This is a genomic window from Paraburkholderia acidisoli (genome assembly GCF_009789675.1).
GTDB classification, from domain to species: domain Bacteria; phylum Pseudomonadota; class Gammaproteobacteria; order Burkholderiales; family Burkholderiaceae; genus Paraburkholderia; species Paraburkholderia acidisoli.
Genome location: NZ_CP046913.1, coordinates 687817 through 713713, shown reverse-complemented (window position 1 = coordinate 713713; position 25897 = coordinate 687817). Strand labels below are relative to the sequence as shown.

Genomic DNA, 25897 nt, shown 5'->3' with positions numbered 1-25897 from the left:
TACGTTATTGGAGTTCCGCTAATCGGGTTCTAGTCGAACTGACCTATGCGTGGAGAACTCGCCAGGCTGAAAAATCGTCCTCCCTCGATCTCGAGGTTGGGATTGTGCGAAGGATCGCGAAAGAGCCGCTCACCCCAGCGCTGCCGCATCCACGCCGCCTCGCGGGCGAGGCGCGCCGCGCGCTCCCCGCTCATATCCGAGCCGCGCGAAGCGGACTCATGATGGTAAAGATTCGCGTACGGCACGTACAGGTTGCAATATCCCGCGGCGTTCAGCTTCAGGCACAGATCGACATCGTTATAGGCAACGCCGAGATGTTGTTCGTCCAGGCCGCCCACCTGCTCGTAAAGCGATTTCCGTACCACGAGGCACGCGCCCGTGACGGCCGCGACTTGCTGCGCCAGCAACGCGCGGCCGAAGTAGCCCGCTTCCTCGCGTCCGATCATATGGTGAAGGTGACCCGCCACCGCTTCGCCCGCCAGCGCAATGCCGCCGTGCTGCAAGCGTTCGCTGCCATACCAGAGCGCCGCACCAGCGGCGCCGCTTTCCGGCTGCAATGCGTAGCCGACCAGAATCGAGAGCCACGCGGGATCGCGAACTTCGATGTCGTTGTTGAGCAGGCACAGCACGCTGCCGCGCGCCAACGCCGCCGCCCGGTTGTTGAGCGCCGAGTAGTTGAACGGCGAGTCGTCGCGAATCACACGGATTCTGTCCGTTGCGCGCAACGAAGCCAGCAGTTCGAGCGCGCGCGGATCAGTCGAACCGTTATCGACGATCAGGATTTCGAAGTTTTCGTACGACGTATGGCGCATCACACTATGGATGCATTGCGCCAGCAGTTCGGGCTTGTCGCGCGTGGGCACGAGAATCGACACGAGCGGCGCCGGCGCGGGCACGTCGAACACCACGCGCAGCATCGACGACGTTTCGCGCAGCGGTTCGACGCGCGCCGCGCGGCCCGTTCTCGCGAGATGCTCCGTCACGGCGCGCACGGCCGCCTCGCGCACATAAGGCTTGGCCGCCACCTCGCGCGACGTGCTTTGCGCACCGATCCGCCAGTGATAGAGAACGTGCGGGATATGCACGATGTCTTCGCGCGCGACTTTTTCCGCGCAACGCAGTACGAGATCCAGATCCTGGCTACCCTCGAATCCCACGCGAAAGCCACCCACCGCGAGCACGAGATCCCGCGCCAGCACGCCGAGGTGCGAAAACACGTTCTGACCGAGCATCAGCAGCGGATCCCAGTCCGGCTTGAAGTACGGCTCGACGCGCTCGCCCTGCGGCGTGAGCTTGTCTTCGTCGCTGTACAGCAGCTGCGCCGTGGGGTGACGTTCGAGATACTGCGCGACGATCAGAAGCGCCTGTTCGGGCAACACGTCGTCGTGATCGAGCAAGGCGATGAACTCGCCCGTCGCCAAGGCGAGCGCGTCGTTACTGGCCGCGCAGATATGGCCGTTGGTCTCGCGCCGCACGGTCTTGATGCGCGCATCGCGACGCGCGTATTCGGCGAGGATTTCGCCCACATGCGCCTGCGTCGAGGCGTCGTCGCACAGACACAGTTCCCACTCCGGGTAGAGTTGCGCGCACACCGAGTCGAGCATCGCGCGAAAGTCGGACGCCGGCGGATTGAACACGGGCACGACGATCGAGATGCGCGGCCGGCGCGTCAGCGCGGCGAGTTTGCCGCGTAGCGCCTCGCGACGCGGGCCGTCGATCGTGTCGAATTTGAGCCGCCACGCGGGGTAATCGTCGGCGTTGACGGCGCGCTGGAACAGCCCGCGCACGCCACCGAGTCCCTGGCGGCGCACGATCGCCAGCACGGCGCGCGCGACCGGCAACACACCGCCCCTGGCGTGGATCGTCTGGCGGGCCGCCAGCCACGCCCGACGCGCGGATCCGGCCAACGACCTTGCCCGCATCTCAGCCAACCTGCGCTTCGTACGCCGCGACGACTTCCTCGACAGGACCGAATGCGCGCACGCAGCCGCCGTCCATCCACAGCGCCTTGTTGCACACGCGGCGAATTTCCGAATTCGCGTGCATGGCCAGCACAACGATCTCGGCGCGGCTGTGCAGATCGTGCAGACGCTCCTGCGCCTTGTGCATGAAGGAGGCGTCGCCCACGCCCATCACCTCGTCGAGCAGCAGGATTTCCGCATCCACGGCCGTCGACACCGCGAACGCGAGACGCACGCGCATCCCGCTCGAATAGGTCCGCAGCGGCAGGTCGAGGTAATCGCCCAGCTCGCAAAATTCCACGATGCTTTGCGTCTTCTCCTTGATCTCGGCGTCCGTCATGCCGAGCAGCAGGCCGCGAAGACGAATGTTCTGCATGCCCGTGGAGTTGTCGTCCATGCCGAGGCTGATATCGAGCAGCGGCACGATCTTGCCTTCGCTTTCCACCGAGCCGAGCGTGGGCGTATAGATGCCGGCCATGGTGCGCAGCAGCGTGGACTTGCCCGCGCCATTGCGGCCGATCAGGCCGATGCGGTCGCCCGCCTCGAAGCGCAGATCGACGTTATTGAGCGCGCGCACGACGATCACGCCCTCGCTGTCTTCGGCGATGGTGTTGCGGCGGCCCATGCGAAGCACCTGCTTCTTGAGCGAGCGGCCCTGCACGTCGTAAATCGGCAGGTCGAGAGTCGCACCTTTGAGTTCAATGTACGCCACGGTGCTCTCCTAGACCCAGTAAGGAATACGTTTGAGAAAACGGCCCGTCATGGCCAGCGCCAGCGTCCAGCCAACCACGGCGAGGCCGAGCGAGACGAGCCAGGTCGTCATGGACGGCATCTGGCCGATCAGCGGCGAGCGAACCAGCTCGATCAGATGCGCGAGCGGGTTGAAGTCGACGATGAAGGAAAAACGCTTGAGCGCGTCCGGCCGATAAATGATGGGCGTGACGTAGAACGCCACCTGGATGAGCGCCGAAATGATCTGCGGCAAGTCGCGGAACCGCGCGGACAGCAGCGCCGCGATCATCGCGATCCACATGGCGTTGAGCAGATACAGCACCAGCGCGGGCACGAAAACCGCCAACGCCAGCCAGTTCTTCACGCCGAAAATGACGATCAGCGCGAGGACGATGATGAAATTGTGCGCAAGGATGACGAGATTGCGCCAGACCACTTGCAGGATATAGATCAGCTTCGGCGTGGCGGCCTGGCGAATGTAGGTCGCACTGTTGATGTACGCGAGACTGCCTTCCTGAACGGTCTGCGAGAACATCGTCCACATCACGAGGCTGATCGACAGAAACGGCAGGTAGTCGCTCATCTTCATGCCGAAGAGCGAACCGTACACAATGCCGATCGACCCGATCATCACGCCCATGCTGATGGTCAGCCAGAACGGACCGACTCGCGAACGCGCGTAACGCTGTCTGATTTCGAGCCAGCCGAGCAAGGTCCACAAGCGCCAGGAGACGGCGCTCTGCTTCAGGTCTGAAAATATCAAGTTGAACATATCTGTTTTCGACGATTTGCAATACGCGTCAGAGCCCGTTGGCTCCAACGCGTGCCTTTTCAATGGACAGCGGTCAGCGGGCCACCCCGACCCATCAAACCATGCCAGATGCCGAGGAACGCCATCTGGAGATGACGCCGCCGCGGCTTGAGCCAGATGCCATAGATCGCGAGACGAAACGGCATCTTCAGCAGCTCGTTCGCCTTCCACTGCCACGGCACATAGGACCTTTTCATCAACGCCACCGCGTTTCGGAAGAGGTAGTAGTGCCGCAGCGGCGAATGGCCAGGATACGTGCGCCCGAGAAACTTCACGGGCTCGCCCCCGAGTTCGTGCGTGAGCCGCAGCCACGGCACGCCCGCCACGCGAAAGCCTGCGGCGCGAGCCCGCACGCACCATTCGAGATCGACGAAGTCGATGAACAGCGCGTCGTCCATCGGGCCGATTGTCGCCCAGGCGCCCAGGTTCACGCAGGAACCCGAGGTGATCAAAAAATCGACATCGATCAGTTGCGAGCCTTCGGGCGCGATGCGCTGCAAGGCCGGAAACCCGAACCGCACGAACGCCGCGGTGCCGCCCAGCCGGCCGTCCTCGTAGGCGGGACCGATCAGCGCGAAGTGACGGCCCGCGTCGATCTCGCGGCGCATCGTTGCCGGCAGATCGCGCAGCAGGACCTCGCCGGGCTCGCTATCCTGGTCGAACAGCAGCGCGACGCGGCAATCCGCGCGCAGCAGTATCTCCACGCCCTGGTTGAGCGCGGTTGCGATCCCGCGGTTCTCGCCGTTCGCCACATAGGTGATGGCCGCGTCGAGCGCCGGTTGCACGTTGTGCGCCGCGGCGCGCTCGCGCTCCGTGTTGTCGATCACGACACAGTGCCCGAAGGCCGCGAGCCGGTTGGCGCGCGCCACGCACGCTTCGTCCGGCCGATAAAACACCACGACGATGCCGGTATCGACGTGACCCTGGCTGGCAAGCGGCACGTTATTTCGCCAACCAGCGGACGTAACGATCCACGCCTTCCTGAACCGTCAGGAACGGCGCGTCGTAGCCCGCCGCGCGCAGCTTGCTCTGGTCCGCCTGCGTGAAGCACTGGTACTTGCCGCGCAGCGCGTCCGGGAACGGGATGTACTCGATCAGGCCTTCCTTCACCTGTTCTTCCAGCGAAAGCGCGCCTTTGCCTTCCATCGCGCGCAGCGTGTTGACCACGCTCGTGGCAATGTCGTTGAACGGCTGGGCGCGGCCGCTGCCCAGATTGAAGATGCCGCTCTTCTCCGGATGATCGAAGAAGAACAGGTTGACCTTCACCACGTCTTCGACCGAAACGAAATCGCGCGTCTGCTCGCCCGGCGCGTAGCCGTTGTACTCGCCGAACAGCTTGACCTTGCCTTCGGCGCGGAACTGGTTGAAGTTGTGGAACGCCACCGAAGCCATGCGCGCCTTGTGCGTCTCGCGCTGGCCGTACACGTTGAAGTAGCGAAAGCCCGCGATCTGGCTCTTCGCCGTGGGCAGCACGCGGCGGATCACCTGGTCGAACAGGAACTTCGAATAGCCGTACACATTGAGCGGCGCTTCCACTTCGCGGTCTTCGACAAAGCGGCTCGAGCCGCCATAGATCGCCGCCGACGACGCGTAGAGAAACTGCACGCCTTGCGCGAGGCACGTGTCGAGCACGGCGCGGCTATAGCGGAAGTTGTTGTCCATCATGTAGCGGCCGTCGGTTTCCATCGTGTCCGAGCAGGCGCCTTCATGAAAGATCGCGCGGACCTTGCCGAAGTCGCCGCGCGCGAAGCGTTCGACGAACTCGGTCTTGTCGATGTAATCGTCGATCTCGCAATCGACGAGATTACGGAATTTATCCGCGCGGGTGAGATTGTCGACGGCGATGATGCGGTCTTCGCCGCGTTCGTTGAGCGCCTTGACGATATTGCTGCCGATGAAGCCGGCCGCGCCGGTGACGATGAGGGTCATGATGTTCGAGTTTGCGTGCCGCCAACGGCGTCACACGGACTGCATGCACAGACGCAACGCGTCTTTCCAGTTCGGCGCCCGCACGCCAAATACCTTGGCGAGCTTGTCGTTCGAGATGCGCGAATTGGCGGGCCGCTTCGCGGGCGTGGGCCACGCCGAGGCGGATATCGGCTTCACCACGGGCTTGTTCTCCAGCGCGGCGAACTCGAAGATCGCTTCGGCGAAGCCATGCCACGAAGTCGAGCCGTCCGCCGTCAGGTGATAAACGCCCGAATGCTCGGCCCACCATTGCGCGGCATCCGTCGCACCGGCCGCTTGCGCGAGCACGTTCGAGGTCAACGCGGCAATCGTGTTCGACCAGGTCGGCGCGCCGATCTGGTCGGCGACCACGCTCAACTCCGGACGCTCGGCACCGAGCCGCAGCATGGTGCGCATGAAGTTGTTGCCGCGCGCGCCGTACACCCAGCTCGTACGGAAGATCAGGTGCGCGCAGCCCGACGCCTCGATCGCCTGCTCGCCCGCGAGCTTGCTCCGGCCGTACACGTTTTGCGGATTGGTCGCGTCGGTTTCGAGATACACGCCGTCTTTGGCGCCGTCGAACACGTAGTCGGTCGAGTAATGCACGAGGCCCGCGCCAAGCTGCTTCGCCGCTTCGGCCAGCGTGGCCGGCAGCTCCGCGTTCAGGCGCATCGCGAGGTCAGGTTCGCTCTCGGCCTTGTCAACCGCCGTGTGCGCCGCCGGATTCACGATCAGTTGCGGTCCGACCTCGCGTACGACGCGGCGCACTTCGTCGAGATTCGACAGATCGAGCGCGCTGCGGTCGAGCGCGACGACCTTGCCGAGCCCCTGAAGCGTGCGGGCGAGTTCGAAACCAACCTGCCCCGTCACGCCAGTCAGCAAGATCGTGGGTTGCGTGTGGGATGTCATCGCGCCCTCACGCATAGACTTCGGCTTCGTTCAGCCGCTTGCCCGCGGCATCTTTCGCGGCCAGCACCGGCTCGAAGTCGACAGGCCATTCAATGCCGATATCCGCGTCGTTCCAGACAATGCTGCGCTCGTGCTCGGGGAACCAGTAGTCGGTCGTCTTGTAGAGGAATTGCGCCGACTCCGACAACACGACGAAGCCGTGCGCGAAGCCCGGCGGGATCCACAACTGGCGATGGTCGTCGGCGGAAAGATGCACGCCCACCCATTTGCCGAAGTTCGGCGAGCTGCGGCGGATATCCACGGCGACGTCGAAAACCTCGCCCTCCACCACACGCACGAGCTTGCCCTGCGCGTGCTCGACCTGGTAATGCAGGCCGCGCAGCACGCCTTTCGCCGAGCGCGAATGGTTGTCCTGGACGAAGTCGATGTTCTCGCCCACGAGTTCGCCGAACTCACGAGCGTTGAAGCTTTCGAAGAAGAAGCCGCGGGCATCGCCGAACACCTTCGGCTCGATGAGCTTGACTTCGGGCAGCGCCGTAGCAGTTACCGTGATGGCCATGCAACTTGATCCGTCAAAAGGTTCTTCAAATACTTGCCGTAGCCGTTCTTCGCGAGCGGCGCGGCGAGCTTTTCGAGTTGCTCGGCGCTGATCCACTTGCAGCGGAACGCGATTTCCTCGGGGCAAGCCACCACCAGACCCTGGCGCTTTTGCAGCGTGGCGATGAACGTGGCCGCTTCGATCAGCGAATCGTGCGTGCCGGTATCGAGCCATGCATAGCCGCGGCCCATGATCTCGACATTCAAGGCGCCGTCGCGCAGATAGCGCGAATTGACGTCGGTGATTTCCAGCTCGCCGCGCGGCGAAGGCTTGATGTCCGCGGCAATGTCGCAAACCTGGTTGTCGTAGAAGTAGAGGCCCGTCACCGCGTAGTTCGAGCGCGGCTTCGCGGGCTTTTCCTCGATCGACAGCGCGCGGAAGCCCTGGTCGAATTCGACCACGCCGTAGCGCTCCGGATCGTGCACGTGATACGCGAACACCGTCGCCCCCGACTCTTGCGAGTTGGCGCGCTCGAGCTGCTTCGCGAGGTCGTGGCCGTAGAAAATGTTGTCGCCGAGCACGAGCGCGGAAGGATCGTTGCCCACGAACTCCTTGCCGATGATGAAGGCCTGCGCGAGACCGTCGGGCGAAGGCTGCACCGCGTACTGGATGTTCATCCCCCACTGGCTGCCGTCGCCGAGCATGGCTTCGAAGCGCGGCGTGTCCTGCGGCGTCGAGATGATGAGCACGTCGCGAATGCCCGCGATCATCAGCGTCGAAAGCGGGTAGTAGATCATCGGCTTGTCGTACACGGGCAGCAGCTGCTTCGACACCGCATGCGTGATCGGATAGAGCCGCGTGCCGGAACCGCCCGCGAGAATAATGCCTTTACGTGCCATGTCAGCCGCCTTTACGTACGCGTCGCGTAGTTGGTCTCGACCCACTTGCGATAGTCGCCCGAGGCCACTTCGTCCGACCATGCCTGGTTGTCCAGGTACCACTGCACCGTCTTCGCCAGACCCGTCTCGAAGGTTTCAGCGGGCTTCCAGCCCAGCTCGCGCTCGAGCTTGCGCGCGTCGATCGCGTAACGGCGATCGTGGCCCGGGCGGTCGGTCACATAGGTGATCTGATCGCGATACGAGCCAGCGGCCTTCGGGCGGAATTCGTCGAGCAGGTCGCACAGCGTGTGCACGACTTCCAGGTTCTTCTTCTCGTTCCAGCCACCGACGTTGTACGTCTCGCCAGCCTGACCGCGCGCGAGCACTTCGCGAATCGCGCTGCAGTGATCGCCCACGTACAGCCAGTCGCGCACGTTCTGGCCATCGCCATAAACGGGCAGCGGCTTGCCGGCGAGCGCGTTCGCGATCATCAGCGGAATGAGCTTTTCGGGGAACTGGTACGGGCCGTAGTTATTCGAGCAATTCGTGGTCAGGACGGGCAGACCATACGTGTGGTGATACGCGCGCACGAGATGATCGGAACCGGCCTTGGTCGCCGAATACGGGCTGTTCGGCGCGTAAGGCGTGGTTTCCGAGAATTGCGGATCCGTTGCCGAGAGCGAGCCGAACACTTCGTCCGTGGAAACGTGCAGGAAGCGGAAGGCGGCCTTTTTTTCGGCGCCCAGGGCGTTCCAGTACTGGCGCGTGGCTTCGAGCAGCGTGAACGTGCCGACCACATTGGTCTGAACAAAGTCGGCGGGACCGTGGATCGAGCGGTCGACATGGCTTTCGGCCGCGAAGTGCAGAATCGCGCGCGGCTTGTGCTCGGCCAGCAGCGCGTCGAGCGCTGCACGATCGCAGATGTCCACCTGAGCGAAGATATGGCGCGAATCGCCCTTGAGCGACTGCAGCGTACCGAGATTGCCCGCGTAGGTGAGCTTGTCGACGTTCACGACGGGCTCGTCCGATTGACGCAGCCAGTCAAGCACAAAGTTGGCGCCGATAAAGCCGGCACCGCCCGTAACCAGGATCATGGAACTCCTCTTTGGCGCGAGTGATGTATTAGCAAACCTGGCGATGTGAATCCCCGAAGCCAGTTTGCTCTGGAAGCGTACCGTGAGTCGCTTCCGTGGGAAAAAAGCGTCCGTTTTATCTGACTAGCATAGTCCGGCGCGGATTTTGTACCGAGAGATTATAAGGATAGCCGGAGCGAAAGCTATCCCCCTAACATCTTGAAACAGCTTGACAAAATCCCGCATCGCATCTTTCGTGCCAATTCCACGAGTCGGGCGCGGGTCAAGGTCATGGCGAAACCGCTCTACCGCGCCGCACCACGATCGCCGTCCTGTGATAACTTCACACCCCAACTCTGCGCCGTACACCGAACTCATTTCAACCCGATGAAGAAGCAAGCGTCGTTCCCGGCCCCGCTCGCCTTCGGCGATCTGCAAGGCTGCCTCACCCCGTTTCGCCAGTTGCTCGCCAAGGCGGCGCCCTCGCCCGACGCGCCGCTGTGGTTCGCCGGCGACCTCATCAACCGCGGCCCGGCCTCGCTCGAGACGCTGCGCGAAGTGATCGCGCTCGGCGAGCGCGGCGTTGCCGTGCTGGGCAATCACGATTTGCATCTGCTGTCGGTTTCCGCGGGCATTCGCAAGTCGAAAAAGGGCGACACCATCGACGACATCCTCAACGCGCCCGACGCCGAGGATCTCCTGCACTGGGTGCGCCACCGGCCGATCGCGCACTTTGAAAACAACCTGCTGATGGTCCATGCGGGCGTGCTGCCGCAATGGGACGCCGACATGACGATGGAACTCGCGCACGATCTTGAGAAAGCGTTACGGCGCGACGACTGGAAGACGACGCTCGCGGGTCTCTACGGCAACGAGCCGAACCGCTGGTCGGACGATCTGAAGGGAATCGACCGCCTGCGCGTCACGTGCAGCGCGCTCACGCGCATGCGCTTTTGCAACGCCGAAGGCGTGATGGATTTCACGACGAGCGGCGGCCTCGATTCCGCGCCCGCGGGCTATATGCCGTGGTTCGACGTGCCGGGCCGCAAAACCGGGAACGTCACCGTGGTGTTCGGCCATTGGGCCGCGCTCGGCCTCACGTTGCGCAAGAATCTGATCGGACTCGATTCGGGATGCGTGTGGGGCGAACGGCTCTCCTGCGTGCAGCTCGAAGCCGACCCGTGGCAGCGCGTGTTGACCCAGGTGCCCTGCGAAAGCTGCCGCGCGACGAGCCACTGACCGCCTTAGCCAGAATTCAGGTCAAGCCTGAGCGCCCTGTGCGCCAGGCAACTCCCCCGACACGACCGGCACCTCGCCCGTCACGCCCGCCACCACCGGCCCGCGCATCGCCTCCAGCGCCCCATTCACCGCTTCCTGCGCGCGCGCCGCCAACGTGCGGCGATCTTCCGCCACGATCGGCTCGCCCACGTACACGTGCGCCGTGATCGCGCCCGCCCCGAGCATCGCGTCGAGCGACTGCTTGAGCGAGAGATCGTCGATATACGCGGGCGCCGTGGTCTGCCGCCCCTGCGCGTCTTCGTAGTAAATGCACAGCGGCTGCACCGGCTTGCCCGCCGCCACCGCCGCCTGGAACATGTTCGAATGGAACGGCAAGAGCGCCACGCCGCTCGACGTCGTGCCTTCCGGGAACACGCACATCAGTTCGCCGCGCTCGAGCCGCGAGGAGAGTTCGTTCATGATGCGGCGCGCGTCGCTGCGTTTCTCGCGCTCGATGAACACCGTGTCGAGATGCTTCGCGAACCAGCCGATCAGCGGCCAGTTGCGGATCTCGGCCTTCGAGACGAACGGCGTCGGGCGCCACGCATTGATCACGTAGATGTCGATCCACGAGATGTGATTGCTCACCACGAGCGCGCCCGCGTCGAGCCGCGCCGAATCGTTGTGCACGACGAGCTTCATGCCGCACAACTGGAGCATCTTGAGGGACCACGCGCGGTTCAGCGCGTGTCGCACGTCGACGCTGGCGCGCGGAAAGCGCGTGGCGACGATCCAGGCGCCGCGCAGCAGATGCGCGAACAAACGGGTCTTGCGGATGAAAAGGCTCATTGTCGACGTCAGGCTGAATCGGCGGATGCTAGCAAAGTTACATGACACAAATCTGTCACGCGTGCTGATGCGCGCGCTCGAAACCCACGCGCCCCGCCACGAGCGTCGCGCGCACCACGGCGGGCAGTTCGTAACCGAGGAACGGCGTGTTGTGGCCCTGACTGCGCAGCGCGCGCGGTTCCACCCGCCAGTGCGCGTTGGCGTCGAACACGCACAGGTCCGCGTTCGCGCCCACGGCGAGGCGCCCCGCGTCTTTTTGCACGATCGCCGCCGGCGCCGCGCTCACGAGCGCGAGCGCCTTTGCGAGCGGCACGCCCGCGTCCTGCGCCCATTTCACCGTGAGCGACAGGAACAGCTCCAGCCCGGTCGCGCCCGGCGTGGCTTCGGCGAACGGCAGCAGTTTTTCGTCGTCGTCCACGGGCGTGTGCTGCGAGCAGATCGCGTCGATGGTGCCGTCGAGCAGCCCCGCGCGTATCGCCTCGCGGTCGCGCTGCTGGCGCAACGGCGGATCGAGCCGGAACTGCGCGTCGAAATAGCCGATGTCCATGTCGATCAGATGCAGATGGTTGATCGTCACGTCGCAGGTCACGGGCAAGCCCTCGGCCTTCGCGGCGCGCATCAGCGTCACACCCGCCGCCGACGACACGTGCTGGATATGCACGCGCGCGCCGGTCACGCGCATCAGCTCGAACAGCGTGTGCAGCGCGATGGTTTCCGCGCTCACCGGCACGCCCGAAAGCCCCAGCCGCGACGCCAGCGCGCCGCTCGCGGCCACGCCGCCCTTCGAGAGATACGCGTCCTGCGGACGCAGCCACACCGCGTAGCCGTAGGTGCTCGCGTATTGCAGCGCGCGCAGCATCACCTGGGTGTCGGCGATGGGCGTATCGGCCTGCGTGAAACCGATGCAGCCCGCTTCCGTGAGCGACACCATCTCCGTGATCACCTGCCCTTTCAGGCCGACCGTGAGCGCGCCGAGCGGATGCACGTTGGCGCGCGCGAGCTTGCTCACGCGATGCTGCAGCATCTCGACGAGACCCGCCTCGTCCAGCACGGGATCGGTGTCGGGCGGGCACACGAGGCTCGTCACGCCGCCCGCGAGCGCCGCGTGCATTTCCGAGTCGAGCGTCGCCTTGTGCTCGTAGCCCGGCTCGCGCAGTCGCGCGCTCAGATCGACGAGACCGGGCGCGACCGTCAAGCCACGCGCGTCGAGGGTTTTGTCGGCGTGAAAACCGGCGGGCGCCGCGCCGATGGCCGCGATCTTGCCCGCTTCGATAAACACGTCCTGCCGGATTTCGGTGCCCGCCGCCGGATCGATCAGCGTGCCGCCTTGAATGTGGATCTTCATGCTCATGCTGTTCCGCGTTAGTCGTGGTTGTCGGCGTTATTGCCCGCGACGATGCCCATCACCGCCATGCGCACGGCAATGCCGAAGCTCACCTGATTGAGGATCACCGACTGCGGGCCGTCCGCGACCTGCGAGTCGATTTCGACGCCGCGATTCATCGGCCCCGGATGCATGACGATGGCGTCGGGCGCGGCGAGCGCGAGACGCTCGGGCGTGAGGCCCCAGCTCTTGAAATACTCCTGTGCCGAGGGCAGCAGCGCGCCGCTCATGCGCTCGTTCTGCAGGCGCAGCATGATGATGACGTCCACGTCCTTCAACCCTTCGTCGAGGTTGTGGAACACGCGCACGCCCATCTGTTCGAGGCCGCCCGGCAGCAGCGTGCGCGGGCCGATCGCGCGCACTTCGGGCACGCCGAGCGTGGTGAGCGCGTGGATGTCGGAGCGCGCGACACGCGAATGCAGAATGTCGCCCACGATCGCCACGCGCAGATTCGTGAAGTCGCGCTTGTAGTGGCGGATCGTGTACATGTCGAGCAGCCCCTGCGTGGGGTGCGCGTGACGACCGTCGCCCGCGTTGATCACGTGCACGTGCGGCGCGCAATGCTCGGCGATCAGATACGGCGCGCCGCTCGACGCGTGACGCACCACGAACATGTCGGCATGCATCGCCGAGAGATTGCCGATGGTGTCGAGCAGCGACTCGCCCTTGCTCGTGGACGAAGCGTTGATGTTCAGATTCAGCACGTCGGCCGAAAGCCGCGTTGCCGCGATCTCGAAGGTCGTGCGCGTGCGCGTGGAGTTCTCGAAGAACAGGTTGAACACCGACTTGCCGCGCAGGAGCGGCACCTTCTTCACTTCGCGGTCGGTGACGCTCACGAACTGCTCGGCCGTGTCGAGAATGTGCGTGACGATCGACCTCGGCAAGCCTTCGATCGACAGCAGATGCTTCAGCTCGCCGTTTTTCGTGAGCTGCGGGTTGCCTTTGAGAAAGCCGTAGCGAAAGCGCGCATCGTCGCGCGCGGCGTTCAGCGGCGCGTCGGGCGTGGACTGTGTGTTCATCGCGTGAATCCTGGAGATAAAGCCGGGGCAAAGCGTGAGGCGCGGCGCGGTTCGCTCACCGTGGGTTGGCAAATGACGGGCGATTCCATGTGGACTCGCTGTCGATTTACCGGCGAGCGCCGCGCGCGTCAGGCGTTGCCGCGCGGCTCGAGATGAAAGGCGAAGCGGCCGTCGTCGCCGCGTGCGAGCACGAGATTGGCGTCGTCGGGCAGGCTCACCGCGCCGCCCGCGAAGCGCGCCGCGACCGGCAGTTCGCGGCCGCCGCGATCGGCGAGTACGGCGAGTTCCACCGCGGCCGGGCGGCCGTAATCGTAGAGTTCGTTGAGCGCCGCGCGCACCGTGCGGCCCGTGGAGAGCACGTCGTCGACGAGCAGGATGCGGCGCCCCGCCACTTCGAACGGCAAGGAGGTGGGCCGCGCCTGGCTGTGCAAGCCCTTCTTCGCGTAGTCGTCGCGATGCAGCGCCACGTTGGCCACGCCCCATTGCGCGGCGTCGAGGTCCTGCGCGAGCCGCTCGGCCACCCACGCGCCGCCGCTATGAATGCCGACGATGGCGATGCCTTCGGGCGCGCTGAACGCGTCCGCCGCATAGCCCGCGCGGATCTGGTCGAGGACGGCGCGATAGAGCGCTTCGGCGTCGGGTGTGCTCATGGGAGTTCGTCGAGATATTGCTGCAGGATCACCGAGGCGGCTTCGGCATCGACATGCACGTCGCGCCCCGTGCGTTCGCCGCGCTCGCGCATGCGCGCTTCGGCATCGACGGAAGAATAGCGCTCGTCGACCCACACGACCGGCAGATTGAAGCGCCCGTTCAGCTGATTGCCGAAGCGCTGCGCCTGTTGCGTCATGGCGTGCGGCGTGCCGTCCGGATGACACGGCAAACCGACCACGAGCACATTGGGCTGCCATTCGCGCAGCAAGTCGCCGATGGCTTCGAAGCGATAGTCGCGGCTTTTATTGGCGATGACCGTGAGCGCGCGCGCACTGCGCGTGAGCACGTTGCCGAGCGCCACGCCAATGCGTTTTTCGCCGTAATCGAACGCCAGCAGGGTGGCGTCGCCGGTCAGGGCGCGGCTCACCGCGCCTGCCGTCTGACCGTGGCCGGACTGCCCCTGGCCTTGGCCCTGACCCGCCACGCTCATGCGTGGCCCGCCTCGCCCGACAACATGGACGACGAAATGCCGAGCAGCGCGAGCGCCGCTTCGAGGCGATCCTCGGCGGGCACGTCGAACACGATCTTCGGGTCGGCTTCGACCGTGAGCCAGCCGTTCTTCGAGATTTCCTCTTCGAGCTGGCCCGCGCCCCAGCCCGCGTGGCCGAGCGTGAGCAGGAAGCGCTCGGGACCGCTGCCGTTGGCGACGGCTTCGAGCACGTCCTTCGAGGTGGTCATTTCGAGGCCGCCCGGCACCGACATGGACGAGGTGTAGTTCGTGCCTTCGGCGGGCGCGTGCAGCACGAAGCCGCGCTCGGTCTGCACCGGGCCGCCGAAGTAGACGGGCACGTGCAGCAGCGGTTCGATTTCGAGCTTGAGGTCGATGCGCGAGAACAGCGCTTCGAGGTCGATGTCGGTGGGACGATTGATAACGAGACCGAGCGCGCCGCGCTCCGAATGATCGCAAAGGTAAACCACCGTTCCCGAAAACGTGGGGTCCGCCATGCTGGGCATGGCGATCAGGAACTGGTTCGTGAGATTGATGCGATCGGTACTCTTGGACATGGTCTGAATTCTAGCAAAGGCGATGCGCGGCGGCGGCGCGCGGGCAAAACGGCTGCGGCCGCCGTATCGCGCATGGCAGGGGAATGACTCACTCTAACACGCGCGCGCCCAGGGGCTGCACGGCGTGCGGCCGCGATTCGCGTCACATGGCGATTTGGCCGATAAAAGGCGCCAAATCGCGTATTGGCGCGCTGTTGAGACGCACCAACATGCTGCATTCGCAGGCAAAAGCGATACCCGGCCGATGCCCGCTTTCGCCGATCGAGTTCGCCGCGCCCACCGCACTTCGCATTGCCGCACTTCGCATTGCCGCGCTTCACTTCGCGCAGCGTCAAGCCTTCAATGCAGCACGCTGCCCGCGATCGCCGTGCCGAGCGCGCGCACGGCGGGCGTGGCATCGGGTTGCGCGACCCCGGCCGCGACCTTGTGCAGCATCGCGCGCAGCGCCTCGCTCGCTTCCTCGATCGCCTCCGCGCCGGGCGCGGCAACATTCGGCGCGACCTGATCGGCGTGCGACACCTCCGCGTGCGCGCCGAGCGTCGCGGCGTGCGCGGTGCGACGCCAGGCGAGGCCGAGCGCGTCGGCGAGCAAGCCCACGTGGCCGAGGCCGAGCGCCCATGCCGCCGCGCCGATGCGGTACGCGGCGTTGGCCGCCACCAGCGCCTCGGCCGGATCGGCGTGCCCGCCTTCGCCGCGCGCGGCGAGCGTGCGCGAATGCGCGCCGATGGCGAGCATCGACGCGTCGGCGGTCTGCAAAAAGTCTTCGTACGCGTTGCCGTTGACGACCAGCGCACCGAGATCGCGCGAGTGCGCCACGCGCGACGCCGCCGCGCTGGCCTCTTCGCTTGCGGCTTCCCAGAGCGCCTCGGACGCCTGCGTACCGGCCACGTGCCAGTCGACGGTCAAGCCATAGTCGTGCAGCAGTTCCACGTCGTCGGTGTCTTCGGCCGCCGCGCCGAACAGCGCGTAGTCACGCCAGAGCTGCGCGAGCGTCGAGCGCACCAGCGATTGCGGCGCAAAGCGCAGGCCGCGCGCGTGTTCGCCGATCAGCAGATTGCAGCGCGCGTAGAAGCGCCGCACGCCCTCGTCGCCCCACGAGTCCACGCCCCGCCGCAACACGCGGCCGCAGGCGGCGGCAAGCCGCCAGAAGTCGTAGGGATCCGCGCTCGCGAGTTCGCTCATGCAGGCGTCCATGTCGTCGAAGGCGGCCAGCGCGAACGCGTCGCCGGAGCCGCCGTTGCTCAGCCGCGCCTTGAGCGCGGGCAGCAGCGCCGCCTCGTAACGCGCGCGCACCTGGCCGAAGCGCTGCGCCGGCTGCGCGCGCAGCGTGGCGGGCGCGAGCGGCCGGCCGTGCAACGCGACTTCGTCGTAGGCGAGCGCGACGCCGGGCATGTGCTCGCCGAGCGCCGCGACGAGCGCGTGCTGGCGCGCGTAGAGCGCCGGTGAACACGCGAGTTCGCGCAGATTGTGGCGGTCGAGCGCGGCGACGAGCGCTTCGAGCGCGTCGCGAAACGCGTCGCGGACTTCGGCGCCTTCGGGCTCCTCCTGCGCGTGCAACGGCCGCGCGGGCAAGCCCGGCGGCGGCGCGACGGGCACCGGCGCGGCGAGCGCGAGCGGCGAGGCGAGCAGGAGCGTGTCGGCGAAACGCGCGGCGGCGAGCCAGCCGGCGTCGCGCAGCGTGCGCGCGGCCTGGCGCAGCGGGCGGGCGACGTCGCGCTGGTCGTCGAGCGCGGCAAGCGCCTGGGCGAGCGCGCCGTGCGCGAACGGCACCTGGCCACCACGCGGGTTGGGCAACGCTTCGAAACGGGGAGACAGATTCATGGGCAGCGCCGGAAACGATTGCGGGCCGACCTCGCCGGGAAACCGCGACGTCGGCGCAACAGCGGCACCGGGTCTGCGACGGCGGGCGGAGCGAAAGATAGCGGCGTGCCGGACGATGGCCGCACGTGAACGCCGCGCGCGTCACGCAAATGGTGGCACGCCGATGCGCATTCCAGCATCGAAAGCGACATCGCGCCGTGCGCGACAGCACAGTCCGGGATCGAGCGTTGTGCGCGGAGGCGCCCGGTGCACGACATCTGCGCGAATTAAAGAGGCTGACAGCAGCGGCTGACAGCAACGCTGGCGCAGTGAAAACCGCTTCGAAGGGCGCGCAATTCTGGTGCCTGTCGATGCCGACCGGTCACGCACCCCGGTTGCTTCAATCAAGCCAATCGACGAAACCAGCGGAAAAAACAGCGCCGGCGCGCGAGCGCGCCGGCGTTGGGATCATCGACACATAGTCAGCCGGTTGCGTTGGCCACCCGAGAGTGGAAATGGCTACCGGCCTCCACGGCCTCAGATCTGGACCATCTCGAAGTCTTCCTTGCGCGCGCCGCACTCGGGGCACGTCCAGTTGATGGGCACATCCTCCCAGCGCGTGCCGGGGGCGATGCCTTCGTCCGGCAAACCGGCTTCTTCGTCGTAGATCCAGCCGCAGATCAGGCACATCCAGCTTCTATATTCCATTCTTATGCCGCGTGAAAAAGTCAAAAGCAGTGGGGAGAAACGAGAGCCATGATGGTACCGTGTTGGCGTTTTTATGCCTAGCGCGCCGGCCCGCGAAACGCCCGCCGCGCCGCTCTGGCGCAGGTCGGATAATGAAATGGCGCGAATGAACGTGGCGCGTTGCGCAAAAATCCGCACCGCGCGCGAGCCATCCGTCCCCGGAAGACGCATAATTGGCATCTGATGCAGCGCGGGTGCAGCAGTTCGCGCCCGCTCGACGTTCCTCTTCTTTCGCTACGTTCATGCCCAGCGACACCCCTCCCATCGTCCTGACCTTCGGCCTTTCCGATCCGACCGGCGGCGGCGGCCTGCAAGCCGACCTGCTCACGCTCGCCAGCATGGGCTGCCACGGCGTTTCGGCGCTCACCGGCTACACCGTGCGCGACTCCGCGGGTTGCGACGAAGTCACCGGCCTCGACCCCGAAACCGTCGCGACCCAGGCGCGCATGCTGCTCGAAGACATGCCTATTGCCGCCTTCAAGGTGGGCGCGGGCGCGCGCGCCGAAGTCGTGAGCGCGATCGCCGAAGTAGTCGCCGACTACGACGACGTGCCGCTCATTCTCGCGCCCGACTTCACGCTCGACGACGAACACGTGCTCGCCGCCGACGAACTGCGCGAGGCCATGGCCGACCTGCTCGTGCCGCAAACCACGCTGCTGGTGGCCGACGTCTCCACGCTCATCGCGCTCGCGCAACCCGACGGCGACGCCGACGCGCCCGGCGTGGACGCGGCCATCGCGCACCTGCTCTCCACCGGCTGCGAGTACATCCTCGCGATGGAAACGGGCTCGCACCGCATCGTCAACACGCTCTACAGCGAAGACGGCCAGGTGCGCCAGGATCTGTGGGACCGCAATCCGCAAGCGATGATGGGCGTGACCGACACGCTCGGCGCGGCCATCGCGGCCTTGCTCGCCAACGGGCAGGAGCCGCCCGAAGCCGTGCGCGAGGCGCAGGAATATCTGTATCAGGCCGTGCAGAGCGCGTTTCGGCCGGGCATGGGCGCGTGGCTGCCCGACCGGTTTTTCTGGGCGCGCAGCAACGACACCGAGGAAGACGGCGAAACGCCGCCGGGCGCCGGTGCCGCCGAGCACCTGCCGCCGCCGGGCGAAGCCAAGCATTGACGCCGCTTTGAACTGATCACCGCGCCGTGCGCGCGGTGTATCGACAAAACGTACAGACGAAAAAAAACCCGCATCGCTGCGGGTTTTTTCTTTTCGGGCGATGGAAACACGCCGCGAGGCGTATCTCCATCAGCACTTCGATGTAACTCGCGGCGTAAGCCGAGATTACATGTCCATGCCCATGCCGCCCATGCCGCCGGGCATGCCGCCGGGCATCGGTGCATCTTCCTTCGGCACTTCGACAACCGCTGCGTCCGTCGTCAGCAGCAGGCCTGCGACCGAAGCTGCGTTTTGCAGCGCCGTGCGCGTGACCTTCGTCGGGTCGACCACACCGGCTTCGACCATGTCGACGTACTCGCCCGTGGCTGCGTTGTAGCCGTAGTTGCCCGAACCTTGAGCAACCGCTGCCACCACGACCGACGCTTCTTCGCCACCGTTCGTGACGATCTGGCGCAGCGGTTCTTCCATGGCGCGCAGAACGATCTTGATACCAGCGTCTTGATCGGCGTTAGCGCCCTTCAGGCCCGTGACGGCAACGCGAGCGCGGATCAGAGCAACACCGCCGCCGGGGACGATGCCTTCTTCAACGGCAGCGCGCGTAGCGTGCAGCGCGTCTTCCACGCGTGCCTTCTTTTCCTTCATTTCGACTTCGGTCGCAGCGCCGACCTTGATCACTGCCACGCCGCCTGCCAGCTTGGCAACGCGCTCTTGCAGCTTTTCACGGTCGTAGTCCGACGTTGCTTCTTCGATCTGCGTGCGGATTTGCTTCACGCGCGCTTCGATGCCCGTGGCTTCGCCTGCGCCGTCGATGATCGTCGTGTTTTCCTTGCCCACTTCGATACGCTTCGCTTGACCGAGTTCGTTCAGCGTTGCCTTTTCGAGCGTGAGGCCCGTTTCTTCAGCGATGACCTGGCCGCCGGTCAGGATCGCGATGTCTTCGAGCATGGCCTTGCGACGGTCGCCGAAGCCCGGAGCCTTGACGGCGACGGTCTTCAGGATGCCACGGATGTTGTTGACGACCAGCGTAGCCAGGGCTTCGCCTTCGACGTCTTCAGCGATGATCAGCAGCGGACGGCCAGCCTTCGCGACTTGTTCCAGAACCGGCAGCAGATCACGGATGTTCGAGATCTTCTTGTCGAACAACAGGACGAACGGGTTGTCGAGAACGGCAACTTGCTTGTCCGGGTTGTTGATGAAGTACGGCGAGAGGTAGCCGCGGTCGAACTGCATACCTTCGACGACTTCGAGCTCGTCTTGCAGCGACTTGCCGTCTTCGACGGTGATGACGCCTTCCTTGCCGACCTTGTCCATCGCTTCAGCGATACGGTCGCCGATCGACGAATCGCTGTTCGCCGAGATCGAGCCGACTTGCGCGATTTCCTTGTTGGTCGTGCAGGGCTTGCTCAGCTTGCGCAGTTCTTCGATGGCTGCGCCCACTGCCTTGTCGATGCCGCGCTTCAGGTCCATCGGGTTCATGCCCGATGCGACGTACTTCATGCCTTCGCGAACGATGGATTGCGCGAGGACGGTTGCCGTCGTCGTGCCGTCGCCTGCGTTGTCGCTGGTCTTGGAAGCCACTTCCTTGACCATTTGCGCGCCCATGTTCTGGAGCTTGTCTTTCAGCTCGATTTCCTTCGCGACCGAGACACCGTCCTTGGTGACCGTCGGGCCGCCGAACGAGCGCTCGAGGACCACGTTGCGGCCCTTCGGACCCAGCGTGACCTTCACTGCGTTGGCGAGAATGTTCACGCCTTCAACCATCTTGGAACGGGCGGAATCGCCGAACACGACGTCTTTAGCTGCCATCTTCTAACTCCTTGGGATTCTTGATGAATGTGCGGTGGGCGAAGCTTACTTCTGCACCACGGCCATGATGTCTTCTTCGCGCATCACGAGCAGTTCGTTGCCATCGACCTTGACGGTCTGGCCAGCGTACTTGCCGAACAGGACGCGATCGCCAACCTTGACGTCGAGGGCGATTTGCGCGCCCTTGTCGTCGCGCTTGCCCGGGCCGACTGCCAGGACTTCGCCTTGATCCGGCTTTTCAGCCGCTGCGTCCGGGATCACGATGCCCGAAGCGGTCTTGGTTTCTTGATCCAGGCGCTTGACGATCACGCGATCATGCAAAGGACGAAGGTTCATGGATAGATCCTCTATCTTGATTGGGACTTGAGAAGAGACTCAAGAAAACCTGGCTGCCGACAACCGTCAGCCAGAGGTATGGTTGCACCGAGCGTTGTTAGCACTCTCATGCGGTGAGTGCTAATTATATGGACGGGGAATGACAAATTCAAGAACCGGGACAGATGGGATTTTGCGCACGGAGTTCCCCGGGACGGGATGCGTCGTGCATGAAATTCAAGGCGATGGGATGTCGACTCGCGCACTCGATCGAAGATCGACCATCCTGAATATAGCTAGAAAAATCAAATAATTAAGATGCACATCGCGATCCCGAAAATGCGTCACGGAGCGATTCCCGCCACAATTTCAGTAACGTCACGACACGCCAATTAAAGCTGTCGTTCGACATTAGGGGTAAACACTCGTTACATCCCAGTTGATTGATCGCGCCCCGGAAAACCGCTGCAACGGGTGACCCAAACCGGGCTCGCCGTGCCTATCGGCTCGTTTCTCCCTTTCCTCACGCAATCTGATTCCGATTCGATCGACGCGGATCCCCCGGACGCTGCGCCGCGAACCGGTAGTTCTGACCCTTCAGCGCGCCGTAGCGGTAAGTTGTGCGGAGTGAGTGACGGCGAACATTCGCGGCAAATCGCATCGGCCAAACTGCCGCGCATATGGCTGGCGTCGCGCGGTATTCGGCTCGGCGCAGCCCGCACTGCAACCAGCACGGCATTGGCCGGGTCGCGGCACTCGCCGCCCTGCGGCTTTCGAAATCTTTGTCGATATTTCCTGCGTCTGGAGTCGATCCATGTTGACCCGTACCGTCCCTGGCACGTCCCATACGCAATGGGGCACCGTCGATTCGTTCACCGCGTCCTGCGCCGCGCTCCACAAGCAGCCGTTCGCGGCGCAACATCCGCTCGCCGGCCATCCGCTGTTTTCGATCGAGGCGTTGACGAAGGTGGCCGAGGCGGCCTCGAAGCGCGAGGGCGACGTGTATGTCGACGCGGGCGATCTCAGTCTGGCCGACAAGTGGGGCACCACGCCCAAACCGAACATGACGATCCCCGAGATCATCGACCGGATCGAAACGGCGGGCGCCTGGCTCGTGATGAAACACGTCGAACTCGACCCGGCCTACAAGGCGCTGCTCGACGAGTACGAGGCCTTCGTGCGCGAGCTGGCCGGCCCGGAAGGATCGCGCCTGCTGAGCAACGCGGAAATGCTCGTTTTCATTACGTCGCCGGGCCGCAAGACGCCCTATCACTTCGACGCCGAGGTGAATTTCCTCGTGCAGATTCAAGGCTCGAAAGACCTGTGGGTGTGCGACCCGATGGACCGCAGCGTGACCACCGAGGAAGAAATCGAGGAGTACTACTCAGTGTCGATCACGGCGGGCACTTACAAGCCGCATGCGGAAACCGTGGCCCGCAAGTTCACGCTGCATCCGGGCGACGCTGTGCACATTCCCACGCACGCGGCGCATTGGGTACAGAACCACGACAACGTGTCGATCTCGCTCAGCCTGAACATGGAATTCCCGCGCCGCTACGGCGACGTCTATCGCGCGAATCACAAGCTGAGAAAGCTGGGGCTCGTGCCGCGGCCGCCGCAGCCGCCGGGAGCGCCGGCATTCGTCGATAGCTCGAAGGTGGCGGCGCTCAGCGGATTCCGGCGTGTGAAGTCCCTGATCTCGCGATAGTGCCGATCGCCCCCAGCCACGCTATTGATCGGCGCCGCTCCGTGCCGGAAACCGTGTCTCTGGAAACGCCATGAAGAACGTTCTGAAAGCCATGTTCATGCACAGCCAGGTCGGCAGCTGGGTCGGCAAGATTCCGGGCGTGCCGCAGTTCTATGCGCGGACGGTCTGGTCCAAACGCATGAATCCCTTCTTCGGTCTGTACGGCAGTTTCGAAGACGCCGAGCGCGCCGCGACCGACCTCAATCATGTCGGCTGGAACGACGAAGGCATTGCCAGGGTGCTCGTGCACGAAGAGACCCATGAAGCGCCGCAGCCGTTTCAGACTTCGCAGTTCGCCGTGCTGCTCTGGCTGAGCAAACTGCTCAAGTCCGGCAGTACCGTGCTGGATATCGGCGGCGCCGGCGGCATCTTCTATGAAATCTGCACCCGTTACGACCTGCTCTCCATGCCGTTGCGCTGGCACGTGGTGGATATGCCGGAAACGGTGAAGCGCGGCATCGCGCGTCACGAGGAACTGAAGTCGACGATGATCACGTTCGGCACCGATCTCGCCGAGGCGCCGATGTCGAGCATCATGCTGATGCTGGGCGTCATACAGTATCTGCCCGACCCGTTGGGCGAGAAAGGGCCGGGCGTACTCGAAAGCGTCGAGACGCTGCCGTCGCACATCTTCGTCAACAAGGTGTCGCTCACCGACGACGGCGAAATCTGGACGATCCAGAACTACATCACCACGGCCACGCCGTATCGATTCTTCAGCCGCAAGAAGTTCATGGCGTATTTCGAGTCGCACGGTTATCGGCTGCGCGACCGCTGGCTGGTGCCGGAAATCAGCGTGTCGATTCCGTTTCACCCGGAGCGAACGCTCTCGTGTCTCGAAGGGTTTTATTTCGAGCGTCAACCGGAAGCGCAGACGCAATGAGACCGTGGGATCGGGATCGGGACCCCATCGAATGGGCCGCTTTCGAGCAGGCGTAGACGCGCTTTAAGGCGTCCTGTCGTCACGCCCGGATCGATGGGTTGGTGCGATTGCGCACGGTTCACGCGTTGCGCACGCCGTAGTGTGTTGCCATGGATGACGGGGGGGGCACGAGGCACAAGCGTGCTGCCCCCAACGCGAGGAGACTCCTATGCGCCTGTACGTCGCCCGAACGGTCGATGCGCACGACCCCACGCCTCGTGGGCCGCGTGCCGCTATTGCGCTAGCGACGACTCACTGTCACGCCGCGCACGGCGCAATCCACTCCCAGACACGCCTTTTCCGCGAACGTCGCACCGCAACCGGGCGACGACGCCGCCCACTTCACATCGGCATGACGCACTGATTTTTCGCGCGTTGCGTGAAAGTCGGGCTCACGCTGGCTGGCACCGTCATCGGCTCTCGCGCTGCGGGTGAGACTGGTGCATTTTTCCTCTCTGTCGGAGCATGGTTATGCAAACGCAGATCAGACTACGGGACATGCAAATCGTCTCGGCAGCCAAGCTTTTTCGGGTATTCGGTAGAACGCAATACGGGCGCCGCGTGATCGAAGGAACCGGTCGCACACGCTTCGGCGCGACCCTCGTCGGCTGGATGCTGGGTTACCGTCGCAGCTTCCGCACGCTCGGCGAAGCCGAAAGCGCGGTCCGGCCGTTCGCGAAAGGCGGCCACGAGAATCCCGCCAATGCCGCCTGGCATCTCGATCGCGCGGCCGGCACCAGCGACTACGCCGCGTTTTATTACCTGCGAGATCGGCTGAGCGGCGTGCGCAAGATCTTCGACATGGGTGGCAATGTCGGAAATCTCTACTACTGCTACCGCAATTACCTGCCTTTGCGCGACGACGTCACCTGGACCGTCTACGATCTGCCCGAGAATATTTCGCGAGGCCGCACGCTGGCGAGCGATCGCGACGCGCGCAATCTCTCGTTCACCGACGACTTCAGCAACATTGGCGAAGTCGATCTGTTCATTGCGAGCGGCTCGCTTCATTATTTCAGCAAGCCTTTGCCGGAGTTAATTGCAAGCATCGCGCATCGCCCGCAATACATACTCATCAATCGCACCCCGCTCATCGACGGCAGCGACTTCGCCGTGGTGCAGGACGTCGGGCATATCCGGGTTGCGTGCATGCTTTACAACCGCGCCAAGCTTATCGACGACTTCAGGCGTCTCGGCTACGGCGTACTCGGCGAATGGCGCGCGCCGGAGTTCGGCATTCCCGTGCCCGACCATCCTTCCGCCAATGTGATCGCGTACACGGGACTGTGGCTCGAGCGGCTGCAATAGCTGCGCAACACCGTTCGCGCCCACGGCGCAGCGGGCACGTTCGCGCGTGCCTCGCTGCCTGTCTCCTCCTGCCGTGATCGCAATCGCTGTCGTCATTGGGCGTCCACTCGTCTTGTCCGAACGATGTCTGTCTGCGAAATTGCTGCGTATGCGCAGTGCAGTGCAATGTGGGCCAATCGTAAGCGACGTTCCGAAAGCGATCTGTGGGGTTGATAACAAACCGGCGCGTATTGCTAAGTAGAATCGCCTGGTAGATCGAAACATCGATCGATCCCAGCTAGATAGTCCGCTTTCACTCGCCCACGCCCGCCATGCCATCGTCCCTTCTCGCGCCGCCCGCTCCGCACGTTGTGCACGTGTGGCAGTGGGATCTGGACGACCACGCCAGCGAGCGTGAGATCGACCAGTACTGGGCGACGCTTTCCCCCGAAGAACGCGAGCGCGCCGGCAAATTCCGTTTCGACATCCATCGCCGCCGCTACGTGGCGGGACGCGGCGCAGCGCGCAGCCTTCTCGCGCGCTATCTCGCGCTGCCGCCGCACGCGGTGGCCATCGATTACGGTCCGGAAGGCAAACCGCGCTGCGCGACGCAGGCGGCGCACTGGACACTCCACTTCAATCTCAGCCACAGCGAACACATCGCGGCGCTCGCGGTGGCGAACGGATTTGAAATTGGTATCGACGTGGAAAACGTGCGCGTGATCGAAGAGAGTTTGCCGACGCAAGTCTTCTCGTGGCGCGAACTCGCGGCCTTCGACGCATTGCCGCACGCCGAACGCGAAGCGGTGTTCTTCGAAACGTGGGCGCGCAAGGAAGCGTGTCTGAAAGCGCTCGGCACCGGCTTCATTCTGCCGCCCGATCATTTCGAATTCGATCTCGGCGCCCATGGCGACACCACGCCGCGCTACGTGGGCGGCGACGCGCAGGAAGCGGCGCAGTGGCGCATTCGCGCCCTGGCCGTGAACCCGGCGTGCGCGGGCGCGGTGGCCGCGCGGCGCACGGACTGGTCCATCGTCCGCATGAATGGCGTCAGTGGCCTGAACTGAGCGCCAATCGTCACGCGCGCAGCGTGAGATGTTTCATAACTGAATCG

At 64.5% G+C, this 25897-nt stretch carries 25 protein-coding genes; 6 read left to right on the top strand and 19 right to left on the bottom strand.

Annotated features, from left to right (window positions below; all coding sequences use genetic code 11):
• Positions 1 to 29: 29 nt before the first annotated feature.
• From FAZ98_RS03060 to rfbB, 9 genes are read right to left on the bottom strand one after another with little or no spacing between them, the layout of a single operon-like run.
• On the bottom strand, positions 30 to 1907 hold the full coding sequence (locus tag FAZ98_RS03060; RefSeq protein ID WP_233272648.1) for a glycosyltransferase family 2 protein: 1878 nt from the start codon (positions 1905 to 1907) through the stop codon (positions 30 to 32).
• 16 nt (positions 1908 to 1923) lie between these two features.
• Positions 1924 to 2673, bottom strand: a complete 750-nt coding sequence (locus FAZ98_RS03055; RefSeq protein WP_158948662.1) for an ABC transporter ATP-binding protein — start codon at positions 2671 to 2673, stop codon at positions 1924 to 1926.
• Between the two features lie 9 nt (positions 2674 to 2682).
• On the bottom strand, positions 2683 to 3465 hold the full coding sequence (locus tag FAZ98_RS03050; protein WP_158948660.1) for an ABC transporter permease: 783 nt from the start codon (positions 3463 to 3465) through the stop codon (positions 2683 to 2685).
• Positions 3466 to 3524: 59 nt separating this feature from the next.
• Entirely contained in the window at positions 3525 to 4445 is a 921-nt protein-coding gene (locus FAZ98_RS03045; RefSeq protein WP_158948658.1) for a glycosyltransferase family 2 protein, read from the bottom strand.
• 1 nt (position 4446) lies between these two features.
• Positions 4447 to 5433: an ADP-glyceromanno-heptose 6-epimerase gene (gene rfaD / locus FAZ98_RS03040; protein WP_158948656.1), complete on the bottom strand. Its 987-nt coding sequence runs from the start codon at positions 5431 to 5433 to the stop codon at positions 4447 to 4449.
• A 30-nt stretch (positions 5434 to 5463) separates the two neighbouring features.
• Complete coding sequence (gene rfbD, locus FAZ98_RS03035) at positions 5464 to 6360, bottom strand: dTDP-4-dehydrorhamnose reductase (protein WP_158948654.1); 897 nt, start codon at positions 6358 to 6360, stop codon at positions 5464 to 5466.
• Between the two features lie 7 nt (positions 6361 to 6367).
• Positions 6368 to 6919, bottom strand: coding sequence for a dTDP-4-dehydrorhamnose 3,5-epimerase (rfbC, locus tag FAZ98_RS03030; RefSeq protein WP_158948652.1), 552 nt, complete (start codon positions 6917 to 6919; stop codon positions 6368 to 6370).
• Entirely contained in the window at positions 6904 to 7797 is an 894-nt protein-coding gene (gene rfbA / locus FAZ98_RS03025; protein WP_158948650.1) for a glucose-1-phosphate thymidylyltransferase RfbA, read from the bottom strand. The genes rfbC and rfbA overlap by 16 nt, the downstream gene beginning before the upstream one ends.
• An 11-nt stretch (positions 7798 to 7808) precedes the next feature.
• Positions 7809 to 8870, bottom strand: coding sequence for a dTDP-glucose 4,6-dehydratase (gene rfbB, locus FAZ98_RS03020; RefSeq protein ID WP_158948648.1), 1062 nt, complete (start codon positions 8868 to 8870; stop codon positions 7809 to 7811).
• 366 nt (positions 8871 to 9236) lie between these two features.
• Here rfbB and FAZ98_RS03015 point away from each other — a divergent pair, with 366 nt between their 5' ends.
• A complete protein-coding gene (locus FAZ98_RS03015) occupies positions 9237 to 10088 on the top strand; it encodes a symmetrical bis(5'-nucleosyl)-tetraphosphatase (protein ID WP_158948646.1) in 852 nt (283 codons plus the stop codon).
• 21 nt (positions 10089 to 10109) lie between these two features.
• Here the strand turns inward: FAZ98_RS03015 and FAZ98_RS03010 are convergent, their stop codons facing one another.
• The 8 genes from FAZ98_RS03010 to FAZ98_RS02975 all read right to left on the bottom strand — a co-directional run bounded on the left by FAZ98_RS03010 (position 10110) and on the right by FAZ98_RS02975 (position 17543).
• Positions 10110 to 10916, bottom strand: a complete 807-nt coding sequence (locus FAZ98_RS03010) for a lysophospholipid acyltransferase family protein (RefSeq protein WP_158948644.1) — start codon at positions 10914 to 10916, stop codon at positions 10110 to 10112.
• A gap of 55 nt (positions 10917 to 10971) precedes the next feature.
• Complete coding sequence (locus FAZ98_RS03005) at positions 10972 to 12261, bottom strand: dihydroorotase (RefSeq protein WP_158951843.1); 1290 nt, start codon at positions 12259 to 12261, stop codon at positions 10972 to 10974.
• A 17-nt stretch (positions 12262 to 12278) separates the two neighbouring features.
• Positions 12279 to 13319 carry an aspartate carbamoyltransferase catalytic subunit gene (locus FAZ98_RS03000; RefSeq protein ID WP_158948642.1) on the bottom strand — a complete coding sequence of 347 codons (1041 nt, stop codon included), beginning with the start codon at positions 13317 to 13319 and terminating at the stop codon, positions 12279 to 12281.
• A gap of 128 nt (positions 13320 to 13447) precedes the next feature.
• Complete coding sequence (gene pyrR, locus FAZ98_RS02995; RefSeq protein ID WP_158948640.1) at positions 13448 to 13969, bottom strand: bifunctional pyr operon transcriptional regulator/uracil phosphoribosyltransferase PyrR; 522 nt, start codon at positions 13967 to 13969, stop codon at positions 13448 to 13450.
• Positions 13966 to 14397, bottom strand: a complete 432-nt coding sequence (gene ruvX, locus FAZ98_RS02990) for a Holliday junction resolvase RuvX (protein WP_199272316.1) — start codon at positions 14395 to 14397, stop codon at positions 13966 to 13968. Before ruvX ends, pyrR begins: the two co-directional genes overlap by 4 nt.
• A 59-nt stretch (positions 14398 to 14456) precedes the next feature.
• Positions 14457 to 15035 carry a YqgE/AlgH family protein gene (locus FAZ98_RS02985; protein WP_158948636.1) on the bottom strand — a complete coding sequence of 193 codons (579 nt, stop codon included), beginning with the start codon at positions 15033 to 15035 and terminating at the stop codon, positions 14457 to 14459.
• Positions 15036 to 15374: 339 nt separating this feature from the next.
• On the bottom strand, positions 15375 to 16856 hold the full coding sequence (locus FAZ98_RS02980) for a hypothetical protein (protein WP_158948634.1): 1482 nt from the start codon (positions 16854 to 16856) through the stop codon (positions 15375 to 15377).
• A 516-nt stretch (positions 16857 to 17372) separates the two neighbouring features.
• Positions 17373 to 17543: a rubredoxin gene (locus tag FAZ98_RS02975; RefSeq protein WP_008342674.1), complete on the bottom strand. Its 171-nt coding sequence runs from the start codon at positions 17541 to 17543 to the stop codon at positions 17373 to 17375.
• A 281-nt stretch (positions 17544 to 17824) separates the two neighbouring features.
• Between FAZ98_RS02975 and FAZ98_RS02970 the strand changes: the two genes are divergently transcribed.
• Positions 17825 to 18706 (top strand): hydroxymethylpyrimidine/phosphomethylpyrimidine kinase, encoded by an 882-nt coding sequence (locus tag FAZ98_RS02970; RefSeq protein WP_158948632.1) that lies wholly within the window; start codon positions 17825 to 17827, stop codon positions 18704 to 18706.
• 165 nt (positions 18707 to 18871) lie between these two features.
• Here the strand turns inward: FAZ98_RS02970 and groL are convergent, their stop codons facing one another.
• Positions 18872 to 20512 carry a chaperonin GroEL gene (gene groL, locus FAZ98_RS02965; RefSeq protein WP_158948630.1) on the bottom strand — a complete coding sequence of 547 codons (1641 nt, stop codon included), beginning with the start codon at positions 20510 to 20512 and terminating at the stop codon, positions 18872 to 18874.
• 45 nt (positions 20513 to 20557) lie between these two features.
• On the bottom strand, positions 20558 to 20848 hold the full coding sequence (gene groES / locus FAZ98_RS02960) for a co-chaperone GroES (protein WP_137333599.1): 291 nt from the start codon (positions 20846 to 20848) through the stop codon (positions 20558 to 20560).
• 793 nt (positions 20849 to 21641) lie between these two features.
• On the opposite strand from groES, the gene FAZ98_RS02955 reads away from it, so the two are divergent.
• The 4 genes from FAZ98_RS02955 to FAZ98_RS02940 all read left to right on the top strand — a co-directional run bounded on the left by FAZ98_RS02955 (position 21642) and on the right by FAZ98_RS02940 (position 25850).
• Positions 21642 to 22535 carry a cupin-like domain-containing protein gene (locus FAZ98_RS02955; RefSeq protein ID WP_158948628.1) on the top strand — a complete coding sequence of 298 codons (894 nt, stop codon included), beginning with the start codon at positions 21642 to 21644 and terminating at the stop codon, positions 22533 to 22535.
• A gap of 70 nt (positions 22536 to 22605) precedes the next feature.
• Positions 22606 to 23457 carry a methyltransferase, TIGR04325 family gene (locus FAZ98_RS02950; protein ID WP_158948626.1) on the top strand — a complete coding sequence of 284 codons (852 nt, stop codon included), beginning with the start codon at positions 22606 to 22608 and terminating at the stop codon, positions 23455 to 23457.
• 600 nt (positions 23458 to 24057) lie between these two features.
• Positions 24058 to 24804, top strand: coding sequence for a methyltransferase, TIGR04325 family (locus tag FAZ98_RS02945; protein WP_158948624.1), 747 nt, complete (start codon positions 24058 to 24060; stop codon positions 24802 to 24804).
• A gap of 311 nt (positions 24805 to 25115) precedes the next feature.
• Entirely contained in the window at positions 25116 to 25850 is a 735-nt protein-coding gene (locus FAZ98_RS02940) for a 4'-phosphopantetheinyl transferase family protein (RefSeq protein WP_158948622.1), read from the top strand.
• The last annotated feature ends 47 nt before the right edge of the window (positions 25851 to 25897 follow it).